12 protein-coding genes and 1 pseudogene are annotated in these 17,540 nt (G+C 52.5%); 1 reads left to right on the top strand and 12 read right to left on the bottom strand.

Annotated features, from left to right (window positions below; genetic code table 11):
- Positions 1-78: 78 nt before the first annotated feature.
- The 10 genes from alaS to cymR form a co-directional block, all read right to left on the bottom strand.
- Complete coding sequence (gene alaS, locus C812_RS02925) at positions 79-2,703, bottom strand: alanine--tRNA ligase (protein WP_016311190.1); 2,625 nt, start codon at positions 2,701-2,703, stop codon at positions 79-81.
- A 396-nt stretch (positions 2,704-3,099) separates the two neighbouring features.
- A complete protein-coding gene (locus C812_RS02920; RefSeq protein WP_016311189.1) occupies positions 3,100-4,356 on the bottom strand; it encodes an AI-2E family transporter in 1,257 nt (418 codons plus the stop codon).
- A 544-nt stretch (positions 4,357-4,900) separates the two neighbouring features.
- Positions 4,901-6,055, bottom strand: a complete 1,155-nt coding sequence (locus C812_RS02915; RefSeq protein WP_016311188.1) for a mannitol-1-phosphate 5-dehydrogenase — start codon at positions 6,053-6,055, stop codon at positions 4,901-4,903.
- Positions 6,052-6,489: a PTS mannitol transporter subunit IIA gene (locus C812_RS02910; RefSeq protein ID WP_016311187.1), complete on the bottom strand. Its 438-nt coding sequence runs from the start codon at positions 6,487-6,489 to the stop codon at positions 6,052-6,054. The genes C812_RS02915 and C812_RS02910 overlap by 4 nt, the downstream gene beginning before the upstream one ends.
- A 43-nt stretch (positions 6,490-6,532) precedes the next feature.
- Positions 6,533-8,653, bottom strand: coding sequence for a BglG family transcription antiterminator (locus C812_RS02905; protein ID WP_016311186.1), 2,121 nt, complete (start codon positions 8,651-8,653; stop codon positions 6,533-6,535).
- An 80-nt stretch (positions 8,654-8,733) separates the two neighbouring features.
- Entirely contained in the window at positions 8,734-10,173 is a 1,440-nt protein-coding gene (locus C812_RS02900; protein WP_016311185.1) for a PTS mannitol transporter subunit IIBC, read from the bottom strand.
- 240 nt (positions 10,174-10,413) lie between these two features.
- Positions 10,414-10,623 carry a hypothetical protein gene (locus C812_RS02895; RefSeq protein WP_028539913.1) on the bottom strand — a complete coding sequence of 70 codons (210 nt, stop codon included), beginning with the start codon at positions 10,621-10,623 and terminating at the stop codon, positions 10,414-10,416.
- Positions 10,624-10,657: 34 nt separating this feature from the next.
- Positions 10,658-11,161, bottom strand: coding sequence for a PRC-barrel domain-containing protein (locus tag C812_RS02890; RefSeq protein WP_028539914.1), 504 nt, complete (start codon positions 11,159-11,161; stop codon positions 10,658-10,660).
- Positions 11,162-11,258: 97 nt separating this feature from the next.
- Positions 11,259-12,410, bottom strand: a complete 1,152-nt coding sequence (locus C812_RS02885; RefSeq protein WP_016311181.1) for a cysteine desulfurase family protein — start codon at positions 12,408-12,410, stop codon at positions 11,259-11,261.
- Positions 12,411-12,534: 124 nt separating this feature from the next.
- Complete coding sequence (gene cymR, locus C812_RS02880) at positions 12,535-12,954, bottom strand: cysteine metabolism transcriptional regulator CymR (RefSeq protein ID WP_016311180.1); 420 nt, start codon at positions 12,952-12,954, stop codon at positions 12,535-12,537.
- 241 nt (positions 12,955-13,195) lie between these two features.
- Between cymR and mnmA the strand changes: the two genes are divergently transcribed.
- Complete coding sequence (gene mnmA / locus C812_RS02875) at positions 13,196-14,329, top strand: tRNA 2-thiouridine(34) synthase MnmA (protein WP_036624271.1); 1,134 nt, start codon at positions 13,196-13,198, stop codon at positions 14,327-14,329.
- Positions 14,330-14,400: 71 nt separating this feature from the next.
- On the opposite strand, the pseudogene C812_RS21760 reads toward mnmA, so the two are convergent.
- Both C812_RS21760 and C812_RS02860 read right to left on the bottom strand, forming a co-directional pair.
- Positions 14,401-15,737 (bottom strand): annotated as a pseudogene (locus C812_RS21760) (IS3 family transposase).
- A gap of 189 nt (positions 15,738-15,926) precedes the next feature.
- Positions 15,927-17,240 carry a replication-associated recombination protein A gene (locus C812_RS02860; RefSeq protein ID WP_036624573.1) on the bottom strand — a complete coding sequence of 438 codons (1,314 nt, stop codon included), beginning with the start codon at positions 17,238-17,240 and terminating at the stop codon, positions 15,927-15,929.
- Positions 17,241-17,540: the final 300 nt, after the last annotated feature.

Raw genomic sequence — 17,540 nt, 5'->3', positions numbered from 1 at the left:
GCCTAATCATACTATACCATATCATGGGTTCCATAAGGAAATTTTCAGTGATCTGCCCCGTCAAATTCCACCACCTTCTCAGGCTTGGGAAGCAATCCACTCCGCTGCTACTTTTAATGCTTCGTCCAGCTTGCTGGCATCCTTGCCTCCGGCCTGGGCCATATCCGGACGACCGCCGCCTCCGCCGCCGCATACCGCTGCAACTTCCTTAACGAGCTTGCCGGCATGCAATCCGCGAGCCACCTCTTCCTTCGGAACTACGACGACAAAATTCACTTTGTCTTCGTTTGGCGCGCCCAACACCAGCACAGCATCCGGCAATTTCACCTTCAGCTCGTCAGCCAGCGTGCGCAGCGCATCCATGCTTCCGGCCTGCACGCGCGCAGCCAACAGCTTGGTTTGACCAACGCTCACCACTTGGCTCGTCAATTCACCAGCTTCGATCACGCTCAGCTTGCTTTGCAGCGATTCGTTCTCACGGCTCAGTTCCTTAAGCTGCTGGAACAATCCTTCCACCCGTTTCGGCACATCGTTGACGTTGGCTTTCAGTAGACCAGCTGCTTGCTTCAACAGGTCCAGCTGTCCATCCATAAACAGATATGCGCCGCGTCCGGTCACAGCTTCGATCCGGCGCACCCCGGAACCGATGCCGCTTTCGCTGACGATTTTGAACAAGCCGATCTCCGCCGAATTGTTCACGTGACAGCCGCCGCAAAGCTCCAAGCTGTAGTCGCCAACCTTGACAACGCGAACGATGTCCCCGTACTTCTCACCGAACAGCGCCATCGCCCCCATCGCTTTCGCTTCATCGATTGGCTTCAGCGAGGTAGTTACAGGCAGAGCATTCCAAATCTGTTCATTGACGCGGCGTTCGATTTCCGAGAGTTCCTCCGGCGAGATGCTGCCGAGGTGGGAGTAGTCGAAGCGCAGGCGCTGTGGTTCAACGAGGGAACCAGCTTGGTTCACGTGTTCGCCAAGCGTCTCCTTCAACGCCTTATGCAACAGGTGAGTTGCCGTATGGTTCTTCACTGTGTGGCTGCGTTGTTCACGGTCTACGGAAGCGGTAACTTCGGCGCCAACCCGCAGTTCGCCGGTCTTCACCGTGACTTGATGCACATGCTGCCCATGAGGAGCTTTAAACAAGCCCTCCACATCGGCGCTAGCGGAGTCGTTATGAATCGTCCCTTGGTCGCTGACCTGGCCGCCGCTTTCCGCATAGAACGGCGTAGAAGCCAGAATCACTTGACCCGATTGGCCCTCGCTCAAGGAATCCACAAAAGCGTCATCAACCACAATCGCTACAATGCTAGTGGTAACTTCAAGCTCATTATATCCAACGAATTCGGTTTTAGTCGTAAAATCCGCCAAAACGCCGCCCTGCACCTTCATGCTGCCGCTATCGTGGCGGGCTGCCCGGGCGCGTTCACGCTGTTCTTCCATGGCGGCTTCAAAGCCTTCGCGATCTACGCCAAGCCCCTGCTCCGCTGCGAAATCCTCGGTCAAATCCAGCGGAAAGCCGTAAGTATCATACAGCTTAAACGCATCAGCCCCGCTGATCTGCGTGCGGCCTTGCGCTTTCGCTTCAGCACTGATATCGGCCAGAATCGCCAAGCCATCGCTCAATGTTTCATGGAAGCGTTCCTCTTCCGTGCGGATGACTTTCTCGATAAACTCGCGTTTGGTAACTACATCCGGATAGTAGGTGCCCATGATGTCGCCAACCGTCTCTACCAAGCTGAACATAAAAGGTTTGTCCAGTCCGATCAGCTTGCCATAACGTACCGCCCGGCGCAGCAGGCGGCGGATGACATAACCGCGGCCTTCGTTCGAAGGCAGAACGCCGTCAGCTACCGCAAAGGTCACCGTACGGATATGGTCAGCAATTACCTTAAGTGCCACGTCACTGTCCTCAGCAGCGCCGTAAGCTACCCCAGCCAAGCTGGCGGTCTTTTGGATAATCGGTTGGAACAAGTCGGTATCGAAGTTGGAGTTCACGTCCTGCAAAATCGACGCAAACCGCTCAAGTCCGGCCCCGGTATCGATGTTTTTATTCGGAAGCGGCGTGTAGCTGCCGTCCTTGTTGTGGTTGAATTGTGAGAACACCAGGTTCCACACTTCCAGGAACCGTTCATTCTCCCCGCCTGGATAACATTCCGGATCCGATAGATCGCCGTAAGCGTCGCCGCGGTCATAGAAAATTTCCGTACAAGGTCCGCAAGGCCCTTCCCCGATATCCCAGAAGTTATCCTCCAGCTTAATGATGCGTTCTGCAGGAATGCCAATTTTTTCATTCCACAGTTTAAATGCTTCTTCATCCTCAGGATATACGGTAACCGACAGGCGATCTGGATCAAAACCGATCCATTTCTTATCCGTCAGGAATTCCCAAGCCCAAGTAATCGCTTCTTCCTTAAAATAGTCCCCAATCGAAAAGTTCCCCAGCATCTCAAAAAACGTATGGTGCCGACGTGTCTTCCCGACATTTTCGATATCGTTCGTGCGAATACACTTTTGCGAGTTGGCAAGGCGCGGATTTTCCGGCTTGACCCTCCCGTCGAAATACGGCTTCAGCGGCGCCATCCCAGCATTGATCCACAGGAGCGAAGGATCGTTATGCGGAACGAGGGAAGCGCTGGGTTCGATTTTATGGCCTTTGCTGGCGAAGAACTCCAGCCATTTGGAACGGATTTCACTTGCTTTCATCGTCTCTTGACCTCCTAATTGTTACTCTAAAAATAAAAACGCCCCTGAAAATCAGGGACGATTCAAATCGCGGTACCACCCTGGTTATCGCTTCCGATTGCGGCTGGACCGTTGTCCGCCGGATTCTAAAGCGATCGCCTCGTTGGTCCGATAACGGGGACCTGCCGGTGAATTTGTAGTCCACACTCCGAAATTAGCTTTCCGTTCGCGCGAGATTTCAGGTTCTCTCAGCCGCCGCCTCGGCCCCCATGCGGGACGCCAACTGCAGCGGAACCCTTCTCTGGCAAATCCGCTTGCCGAACGTACTGGATTTCATCAACGTTTTGAAAATTTTCACATAACATTTTAAGTATATAAGGCGGGCAGCGCCGTGTCAATGCAACTTGTCCGCCTGAATCACATCGCTTTGCGGCGAACATAGTAGGCATAGAAATGCTGAATAACCACCTTTACCACGGCAAAAAACGGAACCGCCAATATCAGCCCGGGCACCCCTGCCAACTCCCCGCCAATAAGAAGCGCCAAAATGATCAGCATGGGGTGCATATGTAAACTCCGTCCCACCACCTGCGGGGAAATGACGTTGCTTTCAATCGTTTGGCACAGCATGTTGACGAGCAGGACCAGCAGGACCATTTTCCAAGAAATCGTCGTCGCCATAACCAAGGCCGGAGCCGCCCCGAGAAATGGCCCCAGGTAAGGGATGATGTTGCACAGAGCAACCACTCCTGCCAGCAACAGCGCAAACGGCATGCCGATGAGCATATAGCCGATGTAGGCGAGCACACCGATAATGACGCATACGAGCAATTGCCCCCGGACATAGTTCCCTAAGGCCATATCGATTTCCTTAAGCAGCGTTAGGATCGACTTGCGCCGGGAGCGCGGCAAGTACTGCAGAATCAGCCGCTCAATCAGCTCGATATCCTTCAGCATGTAGAAGATCAGGAACGGGATAATAAACGCATTAAACACAACGCCAATCGTTGTTCCGATATTGTCCAGGAAGCCGGAAATGGCGCTGGCCAACCGGTTTTCAAATTGATAAAACCAATTGTTCATGCCCATGCGGATGCTCCCTGGCAAAATCCCGTTGTCCCATCGATTCATCATTTGCTGGGTATGAAACGTAAGCTCCGGCAAATGCTCGCCCAGCTCCTCCAGTTGTTCAACGAACATCGGAATCACATTCATCAGCACCACGGATAGGCCAGTCAGAAATACCGCATAAATCAGCAGCACGGCCATCGTCCGCGGCACCTTCCGCCCATTAAGCATCCGAACGATCGGATTTAAGACATAAGAAATGATGATGGCGATGACAAACGGGGCGAAAACCGCCTTCAAAAATCGATAGACAAGGGCAAACATCGGCCGCAGCTGCCACACAAAAAACAGGATCACCAGCCCCAACAACAGCCAAACGCCATATCGAAACAGCTTGCTTTGGGTGATCGGGATCAGCGGTTCTTTTTGCTCGTTATGCTGGCTGTGCTGATTGTGCTCGTTGCGCACTTTTTGCTCTTTTGATACTTTTGACACTTTTGACTCTTTCTGCTCTTCACGCTCTACTGGCTTTGTCGCTCCCATTGGCGCTGGGGTCTCTGTCTTCCGTTGGTCATGCGCTTGCTCCTTCTGTTCATTGGTTCCCATTGATGCCACACCCCTCCCTGCTTCACGGCAAAATACTCGTATAGATCAGTATTTGTCAGGGAAGGTAAATTTATGAGTGGGGGGAGACGAGCGTAGACGTTGCGGTAAAGCCCAATGCAAGATTGTTCGGCCTGGTTCGTAGCTCCTGACGGACCTCAGAGACGTTATTGGGGCATTTCCCAAGTATTTCCGGCTGTAACGGACTCAGTTTCGCTTATTTGCTCAAGTTGCACCGAACAACGCTATTTTCGCTGAAATAAGGTCATCTCAGTCCGTTATATTCGCCGGCACCTGTCCCAAAGGGGAATAACGTCTCCTGGGTCCGCTAGACGCAAACGCAACTCGCTGTCCCGCCCCACGGCTCCGCCGCCTCACACAACCAAAAAGCCCGGATACATCTGATGTACCAGATGCATCCGGGCTGCTAGTCTGAGCCGGACAAAGAGCTATAAGCCTCTCATCCGTGTCAAGCGCGGACTAAAGTATAGAACGGCCCAAGCTCGTTATGCGCCTGCAGCGAATAAACTCATCCCCTTGCCGCCGCTCAGCGGCCCTTCAACTCCTCATAATGCGCCAGCACCGCTTGATGGATGGGGTGCTCGGCGTCGAGGCCGGTGTATTGGGCCAGGGTCTTGGAAGCACCAACTTCGCGCAGCGACGCTTGCAGCTCCGCGGCTTCCGGATCGTCCGGAACATCGAAACAGAGCGCCATCGCCATCGTCAACGCCAGGTACCCGTATCCAAATTCACGTTCATACGCCTGCGTTGCCGGGGAGACCAGCCGATCGCCGGCGGACAGCTTGCGGATCGGTGAACGGCCAACCCGCGAAACCTCGTCCGTCAACGCCGGATTGGCGAAGCGCTCCAGAATCGTATCGATATACGCCTGATGCTCGGCTGGCGAAAATCCATGTTTCGCCACAAGCACCGCCCCGGTCTCCGAGAGGACGGCGCGCACATGCTGGACGACTTTTTGATCATTCATCGCTTCCTGAATCGTCGCATGGCCCTGCAAATATCCCATATAAGCGGCCGAGCAATGGCCGGTATTTACAGTAAACAGCTTGCGTTCGATATACGGCTCCAATCGGTCAACATAGTGGACGCCTTCGACCCGATGAAAGCCCTCAAACATTTGCGATTGGTCAACCGCCCATTCATAAAATGGCTCGACCACAACCTGCAGCGGATCCTCATGCTGCTGCAACGGAACGATCCGGTCAACCGCCGCATCCGGGAATGCCACATGATCGTCCGCCCACTGCCGCGTAGCTTCATCTAATTTGGCGTAAACATGCTCTTTGAGTTGGGAGCTGCCGCCGATGGCGTTCTCGCAGGCAATGATATGCAGCGGGGCGGCTGCGGCGCCATCTTTCCGCAGGGTGAGCCCTTGGGCAATTGTACCGGCGATATGCTTCAAGATGTTTACACCAACCGCCGTCGTTACCAAATCAGCCGCCGCAATCGCCTGAGCAGCCGCAGCGGGATCGCTCATGCTGTTAATCGCCGTTACGCCTTTGACAATCACGGTCTCTTGCTGATCGCTGGCCAAGGTAACAGGGTATTCCTTACGCTGGGCCAGCTCCGAAACAAGCTTCTCGTTCACATCAACAAAGCATACCTCGTAACCGGAACGAGACAACAGCAACCCGATAAATCCTCTGCCGATATTCCCTGCGCCAAAATGGACCGCCTTCATCCTTCCATGCCCCCCTCAAGGATCTCCGCGATTTCCTCTTCCGTCTTCGCATTCATAATTCGTTCCAGATTAGACTCATCTGAGAACACCATCGCAACATTCGTCAGAACCTCCATGTGATCCCCGCCGGCTGCGGCGATGCCAATCACGATAAAGGCTGGCTCATCCCCGCCAAAATCAACACCTTCCGGGAAGCGGACAACCGACAGGCCGGTCGAGGAAATCATGCCTTTGGCTTCTTTCGTCCCGTGCGGGATCGCCAGACCTCCCCCCATATAAGTGGAGACGATCTCTTCGCGCTCGATCATTTTGTCCACATATTCTTCCGTCACGTGACCTGCGTCGACCAGCAGCTTTCCTGCCATACGAATGGCTTCATATTTATCGTTTGCCTTGCCGTTCAAAATAATTTTCTCTTTAGACAGTATTTTCATGATTGTTCTCTCCCTTTCCACGGATTATCCTATCTTCTTTTAGTTACAAATTCTCAAAATAAAACAGCAGCTCGGTCGCCAAAAAATTTCGGATCTCCTGACGTTCTCCGGTTTCCAGCAGCTCTACCAACTCCGGCTTAAGCAGCAAGGCGCTGATTTCGCTGAGCACTTCCAAGCTCTCGCGAGACAACTCTCGCGGCGCGAGCATAAATAGCAATGCGCTAACTTCTGTATCCCCGTCAAGCACCACAGGTTCTTCCAAGCGGAACAACGCCAGTGAACGGTAATTCACAAACCGGGTTCGTGTATGAAACAGCGCCAGCGACGTGCCCGGAATGACCTGACTGGCCATCTTCTCCCGTTCCAACAAACGGTCGGTTACGGCCTGAACATCGGATATAGCGTGCTTCAGCTGCCACTCCTTCGGCTCAAGACTAGCGGGACCGGACGGCGGGACGAATCGTTGGTTCATTTCCTCCAAAGCCGTCGAAACCGTCTCCCGTAAGGAGAGCCCTCGATTATTTAAATCGCGGACGTCAAATTGCTCCAGAAGACTGACAACCTCGTTCAGTGATACCGACAAAGACCGTACCTTGTCAAATGCCCTGGTTTTCGTGGACTCCGACTCAGGTGTCACCTTACGAGATTTTAATACGGTACGCTGGACGTATTCGAGCAATCGCTCCGTGTCCTCATCTGTTAATAACGGACTTAGCTTTACGTAACGATCCTCCGGAAGAGGCAAATCAATCGTCGAGATGATTAAGTCGTAATCCGATTCAGGATACCGCTTCGCCTCGTACCAAGATACATTGCCCAGCACTTCGATTTGCGGCATTTCTTTGGCCAGCCGCGTGGCCAGCAGCTTGGAGGAGCTTAGCCCGCTGGAGCAGACGAGAATCGCCCGCATGTTAAGACCAAGCTGATTCAGACGCTCCATAGAGGCTCCGAAATGCATCACCAAGAAGCCAATCTCTTCGTCCGGAACCTCCAGGCCAGCCACACTTTCGTTCATCGCCTCACGTACGATGCCAAACAACTCATCGTAATCTTTGCGAATGGCGCCCAGCAATGGGTTGCGGATGCGGGAGCCTTCGCGGATGCGTTTAAAAGCCGGGCCCATATGCTCCAGCAGACCGTTCCGGAGCAGTCGATCTTCCTGAAACGGAATGCCGGTGCGCTTCACGACGTTCTCAGTCAACCGATATACCGTCTCAACCAACTCGATATCCGCTTGGACGAGCTCGGGGGAAGCTTCTTTCGCCCGGCTGAACAAGCCATTCATATAAGCCAGTTCCTCCGGCGGAAACGTAAGCTCCAGCTTCTCAGCCAAACGGGAAGCGAAGCGAGCCGTTTCGGTTTCATCCTGCTCCCCGCCCCCGGCGGCAGGCTTGTTATTTTTACCTGAGCAATGGACTAACCTTCCTGCCTTCATCCGATTCACTGAAACGGAGAGACGAATAAGCAGCTGGGTATAGGCATTCTCGGACAAATGCTCCGTCCATCTCCAATTCATCGCCCACAACGTGTTTTCGATCGTCATGAGGTGATCCGTTCCAACGACCTCAAGCAATCTGGCGGTGGCGGAGGAGACCTGGTTTTCCGGCGTGCCTCCAATCAAGTCAGAGTAATCCAAGTGCTCGACTGCCAGTTGGCATAATGCCGCGCGTTTCTGCTGTTCCTCGCCAAGCAACTCCACGCCGTAACCGCGGCGCCGAACCAGTTCCAGTCCAAAGCGGGTGAACCAGGGCTCCAGTTCATCCAAATCGCTGCTGACCGTTGCTACCGTTACCTTTAAGCCATGGGCCAGCGTAAACAGCTTACACGGCTCCTGCTCCTCAAGCAAACGGCAGATCAGCAAAAGATGTCGCTCTTCAATGGAATAGTCGCTGGGATTATCAACCAGCAGCAATCGCTTGGCCTCTTGCAGCTTCTCGCCCTCCTCGCTATCTTCGGGGTTGCTCCAAACCGAGATTCCGGTGCCGGATTTCCGGTGCAGAACTAAGTCGAAATAGGCTAATATTTTTTCAATCTCGTCCAGTTCCCGGTGAACCGTTCTGACGCTGACGTTGATTTCCGCAGCGATTTCCGCAGCGGTCATCCCGTGCTTGCGTCCAAGGAGGAGAACGAGGATTTGCTTTTGTCGTGCGGTCATTTTCCGCATATCAGTCTCTCCTAATATAGACGCAAAACACCGGCGACAAAATCGCCAGTGTTCTGCCCCCGCATCGTAACTGGCGTTGCTTAGCCTTTCAAACGCTCAACCAGTTCATCGTATTTGGGACTTTTCAGGAAATTATCAATGGAGATATGTTCGGCGTCCGGTTTGTTGGCGATTGCGCGATCCGTCAGCGTTTTTTGCGTAATAACGATGTCGGCATCGCTTGGGATTTCGCTGACTGCCGAGTTCACGACCGTCACCTTCACGCCAGCGTCCTGCATTTTCTTTCTCAGAACAGAGGCACCCATCGCACTGGACCCCATACCGGCATCACAAGCGAACACGATTTTGTTCACCACTTGCTTCTTCACGCCGCCAGCTGCAGCAGGAGCTGCCGCGTCGGATTTTGCACCTGCAGCTTTCATTTCTTTCATTTTCGCTGAAGCTTCAGCCAGATCCATTTCCTCATCCGTTTGTTTACCCGTTTTGAGCAGCAGCGACGCAACTAGGAACGAAACGACTGCCGCAACAATGACGCCGCTTAACATTGGGATGTAACCGCCTTTTGGCGTCATCAGGAAATAAGCAAAAATACTACCCGGAGAAGGAGAACCTACAAGACCTGCACCGGTCAATTGGAACGTAAACGTACCAGCCACGCCGCCAGCCATTGCAGCCAACACCAGAATCGGTTTCATCAAGATATACGGGAAGTAAATCTCATGAATCCCGCCCAGGAAGTGAATGACAACCGCACCTGGAGCCGATTGTTTCGCCATGCCGCGACCAAAGATCCAGTAAGCCAGCAGGATCCCAAGACCTGGGCCTGGGTTCGATTCGAGCATAAACAGCATCGATTTGCCTACTCGAAGTGCTTCTTCCGCAGCGATTGGCGTAATGACACCGTGGTTGATCGCATTGTTCAAGAACAAGACTTTACCTGGTTCAATAATTAGGTTGACCAGAGGCAGCAATTTCGCGTCCACCAGGAAGTCAACACCCGAAGACAATGCTTTACTGATGGCGGTTACGACTGGGCCAACGCCAGCGTATGCCCCGAGTGCCATCGCACCGCCTAGAATCCCAATCGAGAAGTTGTTGACCAGCATTTCGAAGCCGGACTTAATTTTCCCCTCGACCAGTTTGTCGAACTGCTTAATAACCCAAGCAGACAATGGGCCAACGATCATGGCGCCAAGGAACATCGGAATGTCGCTGCCGACGATAACGCCCATTGTCACAATCGCTGCCGTCACTGCCCCCCGTTTGCCGTGGATCATTTGCCCACCGGTGTAGCCGATGAGGAGTGGCAGCAAATATTTGATCATAGGATCGACGAGTTGGCCGAGATATTCGTTCGGAATCCAACCGGTCGGAATAAATAATGCGGTAATGAGCCCCCATGCGATAAACGCGCCGATATTCGGCATTACCATACCGCTGAGTGCACGGCCGAACTGCTGAACCTTCACTCGGGCTCCGCCGGTTCCTGCAGACGGCTGTTTGGTTTGTGCTGTAGCCATAAAGAGTAACCCCCTTATAAAGATGCACGGATGAACAACAATTTGCTTGTTGGCTTACCGTGTTTCTACCCTCATCCTAATTCAAAGCGCTTTCTAACTCAATCAAATCAAAACACGGTTTCGTCATGATTATTGTTGTCAACATTTGAAGAGTGATTCCCTCCAAAAATAAAAAAGCTGCCCCCTTCGGTCTTAAAAGGGACAGCTTGTGCATCTTTACAGCCTCACCGGAATATATTTTTACGAGGAAGCGTGCATTTCCGAGAAATCCTGTACCATTTCCTCGCCGAAGAACAGATCATCCAGAGAACTGAGCGTTCCGTCTTCTTCTACTTGGTATACGGACATTTTGTCGCCGTTTACCGTTAATTCGATAAAGCAACCCCAGCAATAGAACTGGTGGGAGCCGATCTTCCCAATATCCTTGGAATTGCAATTTGGACATTTCATCATAGAACCATCACCTATCCATCCACATAAAAATTCACGGCTTTTCAAGCAGCTGTTCGCTGCCCAGGGGCACCATGATCGCGTTTTCCCCTCGGGTCATTTCCGGCATAAATGGCAGCAGCTTGCGCCCTTCCATCAGATCGGTGAAAAACCCGTCGCTAATTTCAATTCCAGTAATTGTATTTCCCAATTCGTGTTCAAAATAAACATCCGTTACATGGCCTAGACGTATTCCGTCTTCAGTCAGGACAGGCAGTTCTTTTAATTTTCCATTTCCCGTTAAGAAGGTATTCTGTATATTCTCGGCTCTCCACTTGCGGACAGCCTGTTGATTGCAGATCATCACGGCATCTTCACCGTAAGCCACGATATCCTCCCATCGCACGGCCTTGACACTGGAATTCCAAAACAATCGATTCTCCAGTTGGATGCCGACGATCGACCAATTAAGGTCCAGGAGGATGTCAACGACTTTCCCGACCTTCTTGCCATGCTCCACATCATAGACGGTCAGGCCGATCATTTCTTGCATTCTCATGTTGGAATGGACACTCCCTGTTTGGGCATCTCATGTGAATCCCGAAAAAACGATCCTCCCCTCCGCAAAAGCTAAATTGAGCCCAAAAATATGCCCATTATTTTCTTCTACGGAGACGTTCCAGGATGGTTCCAATTTTTTCGGCGATTTCGTAAATTTCTTCCCTAGTATTACCCATTCCGACGCTAAATCGAATCGCAGAACGCAAAAAACTTTCCGGAAGATGCATCGCTTCCAGCACATGAGACGGCTCCAGCGACCCCGAAGTGCATGCGGAACCGCTGGAGGCGGCAATGCCCTCCATATCCAAATTCATCAGCATCGTCTCCGAATCTACCTCCGGGAAGCTGATGTTGATGATATGCGGCAGGCGATGCGTCGGATGGCCGTTGACATGGAACGCCTCGCGAGTAATCCGCTGCTCCAGTGCGGACAGCAACTCTCGGATCAACTCCTCATCGTGAGCGACGCGCGCCCCCCGCTCCGCCGCAGCCAATTCCACGGCTTTGGCAAAACCTGCGATGCCGGCCATATTTTCCGTGCCTGCCCGGCGCTTGCGCTCCTGCAACCCGCCGTGTTGCATCGGCTCCAGCACCAGATCCTTCCGTACATACAAAGCCCCAACGCCTTGCGGTCCATTGATTTTATGCGACGAGAAGCTCATCAAGTCGACCGGCAGATCCCGACAGGAGATCGGCAATGCGCCGAGCGCCTGCACAGCATCGACATGAAACACAATTCCCCGCTCCCGTGCAATTTCGCCGATTTCAGCAATCGGCTGAATCGTGCCCACCTCATTATTGCCATACATCACACTAATCAAGATCGTATCGGGGCGGATAGCCTCCCGCACTTGCTCCGGATGCACCTGTCCATAACGATCCACAGGCAAATAGGTCACTTCAAACCCATCCTTCTCCAAGCGCTCGCAGGAGTGCAGTACCGCATGATGCTCGATAGAGGTCGTAATGATATGGCGTCCTTCCGCTTTCCGGGCGTACGCCGTGCCAAACAACGCCAAGTTATCGCTCTCCGTTCCGCCGCCCGTAAACACCAGCTCATCCGGACGGCAGCCGATGTGCTTAGCAACTGTATCTCGCGCCCCGTTCACCAAGCGTTTGGCCTCCCGACCGTAATAATGAACGCTGGAGGCGTTACCAAATTGCTCTCGCATCACCTTCAGCATCGTTTCCGCAACCTCCGGATGGATCGGCGTGGAAGCGGCATGATCTATGTAAATGTGCTTCATGGCTCTCACCTTGTCCCAGAACTTTTTTGATAAAACGTAAATGACCGCCCCGGAGTCGGGACGGTTACCGAATTGTTCGTTGATTGTATCTTATCTCATTGTTGATGGCAAGTCGGTTTACAAATTAAATGTAGAACATGTAATTTTCTTTGGTTCCTTGTTCCTCGAAGTTCACCAGATTCTCCAGCGTTGTCGAATCCAGCACTTCAGCGATGCTGTCGCGGATCCGCAGCCACAAATCGCGTTTGGCCGGATCGTCTTCCTCGGTGAAATCCACCGGAGAAATCGGCCCTTCTAATACGCGAATGATGTCTCCCGCCGTAATTTCACTAGCTTCTTTGGATAGAATATAACCGCCGTAAGCACCGCGTACGCTCTTCACCAGACCTGCGTTACGCAGCGGCGCGATTAATTGCTCCAGATAATGCTCGGATAATTGGTTTTTCTCGGCGATGCTTTTCAGAGAAGTTGGCCCTTCGCCGTATTTAGCGGCCAGCTCCATCATAATCGTCAATCCGTAGCGTCCTTTTGTCGAAATCTTCAAAGAAGGCACCTCTTTCAATTTTCAAATAAACTTTATATAATTGATCCTTGATCCTTAAAAGAACAGTATCAGGCCATTCGCCGCGTTCTTCTGCGACAATTGCGCCCAAATCCGGGGATTCCTCCCTATTCCTATCTTTACCCTGTGCTTATCGTAACATATCATATGTGTTTTGGGAAATAAAGCGACAATTGTGGTAAAATAAACGACGAGCGACTCGCCGCTCAAAGGAGTGATCATGATGGCTAAGCCTAACAGCGAAACCCGCGTCGTCGTCGGCATGTCTGGCGGCGTCGATTCCTCGGTGACGGCACTTCTGCTGAAGCAGCAGGGCTATGATGTCATCGGCATATTTATGAAGAACTGGGACGATACCGACGAGTTCGGTTACTGCACCGCGGAAGCGGATGCTGAAGACGTTCGCCGCGTCTGCGAGCAGATCGATATCCCTTACTATACCGTGAACTTCGAGAAGCAATATTACGATAAAGTATTTGCCTACTTCCTCGAAGAATATAAGCGGGGCCGGACTCCTAACCCGGATGTGATGTGTAACCGGGAGATCAAGTTTGGCGAATTTTTGAACAAAGCGCTGGACCTCGGCGCAGATTACGTAGCGACCGGGCACTATGCCCGGGTCGTGGAAGAGAACGGGACGTTCAAGCTGCTGCGCGGTGTGGACAGCAATAAGGATCAAACGTATTTCCTCAACGCCCTGAATCAGGACCAATTGTCCAAAGCGATGTTCCCGATCGGCCACCTGCCGAAGCCGGAGGTACGGCGGATCGCCGAAGAAGCCGGCCTCTATACCGCGAAGAAGAAGGACAGCACCGGCGTCTGCTTTATCGGCGAACGGAATTTCAAAGAGTTTCTGAGCAACTACTTGCCTGCCCAATCCGGCGATATGATCGACATCGTCACCGGTGAGGTTAAGGGCCGTCACGATGGCCTGATGTACTATACGCTGGGTCAACGTCAAGGCTTGGGTATCGGCGGCTCCGGTACCGGCGAACCTTGGTTCGTGGCTGATAAGGATCTGGAGCGCAACATTTTGTATGTTGTGCAAGGTGACAAGCACCCAAGCTTGTACTCGACGTCGCTGATTGCTTCCGGCGTTAACTGGATCGCTGGCGCAGACAAAATGCCGGAGGGGCCGTACAAGTGCACGGCGAAATTCCGGTATCGTCAGCCCGATCAAGGTGTGACGCTGACGAAGCAACCAGACGGCACGGTGCATGTCGCATTTGATGAACCGCAAAAGGCGATCACCCCAGGCCAAGCGGTCGTGTTCTACCAAGGCGAAGAATGCCTCGGCGGCGGCACGATCGAAGCCCCGGTGAAGCTGCGGACCGAGATTTCGGCTGTACAAGCCTAACAATAAAGAGGAGCCCCGCGTCGGTGAATGTGAACTGTGACCCAGTTTATGGACAGTGAAAGAAGCCCCGTTTAGGCGGACAATAGATGGCTCCTGTATTGATCAGGAGTCATCTTTTTTAATGTCCATTGGTAACGTTCTGCGTTGTAGTACTGGATATATTCCTCAATCTTCTGGCGTAGTTCCCCTAATGTTTCACAACGACGGTACTCGAGCTCATCCTTTAAGTGACCGAAAAATGTCTCCATAGAGGCGTTATCCCAGCAGTTTCCCTTGCGGGACATCGACTGTTGAATTCCTATCCTGGCGACGCGTTGACGGAACCTAGGATGGGTGTAATGGCTGCCCTGGTCAGAGTGAAGGATCGCTTCGGGATGAATGTTCCCGTCCAGTCGTTCAATCAAATTGTCCAGCGTCCGCTCTACAAGAGACATCTCTAGTGAAGAGGATACGTAGTGGGCGAGGATCTGGCGAGTAGCGCCGTCTTTAACACAAGACAGATAAGCCCACTGCCCGTTACCATATCGGAGATACGTAATGTCTGTCAGCAGTACCTTCTCCGGCACACCTGGGTTAAACTGACGGTTTAACAGATTGGGGCATGTCTTGTGTTCCTGTGTGGCTCTTGCCATTTTACGATAAGGATTGGCTTGGCGTATTCTGGCGACCAGATTGTACTTTCGCATTAATCGGCGAATCTTCTTGTGATTCATGATTACGCCGTTATGCCCTTCTAAACGCATCTTAATAGTCAGTGCACCGGCTTTGCCGCGTAACTGGTCATAGTGACCCTTAATGAGCGCTAAATCCTGCTCATCTGAACGCTTACGTAGTTGTCGCTTTTCTTCAGCCCCCAGCCAGCGATAGTAACCACTGCGGCTGACGCCGGCGAGGATGCACAAGTATTGCGTCATCTTTTTAAAACCGTAGGCTCGAATCGTATGGTTGATTATGGCATAGCGCTCTGCGGACGTTAAAACTGTTTTTGTCTTTCGAGCGCTTCGAGCTTTTTTAGCAGTTCATTCTCTGCTTCAAGTAGTTTGATTCGAGCCTCTGCTCGTTTCAACTTCTGCTCAACCGATAACTCACCTTGAGATGGTCTTCCAACACTGTTTTTGCCTCGTCGATCCTCAAGCAGTCCAGCTTCTCCAAGTTTTTGATACTGCTCTCTCCAACGCTTTAGGCACTTCTTGGGCTTTTCGTTGCCGATAGCTGCGATGTCAAATCCCGCATTCAGAAAGATCTCCATCGGTGTTTTACCTTCTTGATAGGCCTTAATTGCTGCTAGCTTAAAAGAGGGCGTATAAGTGATAGTGCGATCTGTGACATGCTGCACGTTAGGATTACTCTCCAGCTGCTTTCTTTGCTGTTCCGTAAACAGCTTGTTTTCGCCTCTTACTTTCCTCATGTTCTTCTCTCCCGTTATCAGATATTCTGATTAAAACACAAATGACCCGCAAGAGGGGCACTTTTTCTTAAAGTGTCCATCTTACGGGTCACAGTTCAATGACGTGGGGCTCCCTTTTTTTATGCATAACCGGGCTATTGCGACTTGGCTTGCGATCCTCTTGCCTTCCCTCGCCTCGCACTTTCCCTTCTACCTTCCGCTTCTGCGCCGCAGCTCCTGGTTATGCTTGATCTTCGCCTCATTCCCTTGCTCCGTGGCATGGTAGAACGTCCGACCGGACAATCGCTTGGGCAGGTACTCCTGCTGTACGTAATGCCCGGGATAATCATGCGGATATTTGTAGCCTTCATGCCCAAGCTTCACCGCTCCCTTATAATGCGTGTCGCGCAAATGGAGCGGCACTTCGGCAGATTTGACCTCTTCGATCGCCGCCATGGCGTTCCCAATCGCTTCAACCACCGCGTTGGATTTTGGACTTTCGACCGCAAACAAGATCGCCTGGACAATATTCAGCCGTGCTTCCGGCCAGCCATTGTTGCGGTAAGCCTCCAAGGCGCTGACGGCCTGTACCATCGCCTGTGGATTGGCCAGACCAATATCCTCGCTGCTGGCAGCGATCAACCGTCGGATGAATGTCATCGGGTCCATTCCCAGCTTCTCAACCGCGTACAGGAACCAGAACACCGCCGCATCGCTGGAGCCGCGAATCGATTTATGAAACGCGGACAGCACGTCATATTGCGTGGACTCGTCAGCTTTGACGAGCGGCCGGCGGATCGATTCCTCCGCCACTTCGAGCGTAATGTGCACCGTCCCGTCCGATTGCGGGGGCGTGGTCATCGCCGCCAGCTCCAGCGCATTCAGCGCGCGCCGAATATCTCCGTTCGCCATCGCAGCGATGTGCAGCAGCGCCTCCTCGTCAACCTGCAGCGGCATAAAGCCCAGCCCCTTCTCTTTGTCGGCCAAGGCCCGCCGCATCGCGATCAGCGAGTGCTCCTTCGTCAGCGGCTCCAGCTGGAACAGCGTGGAGCGGCTCATTAACGCGCCGTTAACGTAGTGGAACGGATTTTCCGTCGTTGCCCCGATAAAGATGATCGTGCCTTTTTCCACCGCCGGTAGTAATGCGTCCTGTCTCGAGCTGTTAAATCGATGGACCTCGTCTAGGAACAGAATCGTTTTGGTGCCGTAAAAAGCTTTGTCGTTCTGGGCTTTTTCAATCACCTCACGCACATCCTTCACCGACGCATCCACCGCGTTGAGCTTGACGAACTCCGCCTTCGTCTGATTGGAGATAATATGAGCAAGCGTCGTTTTGCCGCAGCCGGGAGGGCCGTACAGTAAAATCGACGAGACCTGGTCCGCTTCAATCGCCCGCCGCAGCAGCTTGCCCGGGCCGACAATATGTTCTTGTCCGATATATTCATCCAGCGAGGTCGGCCGCATCCGGTCCGCCAGCAACCGCCCCGCCGGACTTTGCTCTTGATTAAATGAAAACAAATCCACCTTCAAGTCACTTCCTTGATCGTTAGCATGATAATCCGGATACATGGAATGATACCAAACTTATTCTAGCACACCTGACGTAAAAAACACTTATAGTTGTTCTTTCGCTTTTCCTGCAGCCGGAAGTATGAGTTAATATAGATGTCGGGCCGACGAATCACGGGAAAGGGGGCTGATCGAAGTGATTTCAGTGAGTGAGGTGGCTGTCGCGTAACGCGGCACCACAATAAACGGGGGGCTGGGAACAGCCTCCCTTATTTATGTTTGACGATTCCTGTGTTAAGATAGATCCAGTTAAAA

The sequence above is a fragment of the Paenibacillus barengoltzii G22 genome (genome assembly GCF_000403375.2).
GTDB classification, from domain to species: domain Bacteria; phylum Bacillota; class Bacilli; order Paenibacillales; family Paenibacillaceae; genus Fontibacillus; species Fontibacillus barengoltzii.
This window is presented reverse-complemented; position numbering and strand designations above follow the sequence as displayed.

Bases quoted from the DNA above. Each gene is read 5' to 3' on its own strand.
- alaS (WP_016311190.1), bottom strand. From the start codon at position 2,703: ATGAAAGCAAGTGAAATCCGTTCCAAATGGCTGGAGTTCTTCGCCAGC.
- C812_RS02920 (WP_016311189.1), bottom strand. From the start codon at position 4,356: ATGGGAACCAATGAACAGAAGGAGCAAGCGCATGACCAACGGAAGACA.
- C812_RS02915 (WP_016311188.1), bottom strand. From the start codon at position 6,055: ATGAAGGCGGTCCATTTTGGCGCAGGGAATATCGGCAGAGGATTTATC.
- C812_RS02910 (WP_016311187.1), bottom strand. From the start codon at position 6,489: ATGAAAATACTGTCTAAAGAGAAAATTATTTTGAACGGCAAGGCAAAC.
- C812_RS02905 (WP_016311186.1), bottom strand. From the start codon at position 8,653: ATGCGGAAAATGACCGCACGACAAAAGCAAATCCTCGTTCTCCTCCTT.
- C812_RS02900 (WP_016311185.1), bottom strand. From the start codon at position 10,173: ATGGCTACAGCACAAACCAAACAGCCGTCTGCAGGAACCGGCGGAGCC.
- C812_RS02895 (WP_028539913.1), bottom strand. From the start codon at position 10,623: ATGAAATGTCCAAATTGCAATTCCAAGGATATTGGGAAGATCGGCTCC.
- C812_RS02890 (WP_028539914.1), bottom strand. From the start codon at position 11,161: ATGAGAATGCAAGAAATGATCGGCCTGACCGTCTATGATGTGGAGCAT.
- C812_RS02885 (WP_016311181.1), bottom strand. From the start codon at position 12,410: ATGAAGCACATTTACATAGATCATGCCGCTTCCACGCCGATCCATCCG.
- mnmA (WP_036624271.1), top strand. From the start codon at position 13,196: ATGGCTAAGCCTAACAGCGAAACCCGCGTCGTCGTCGGCATGTCTGGC.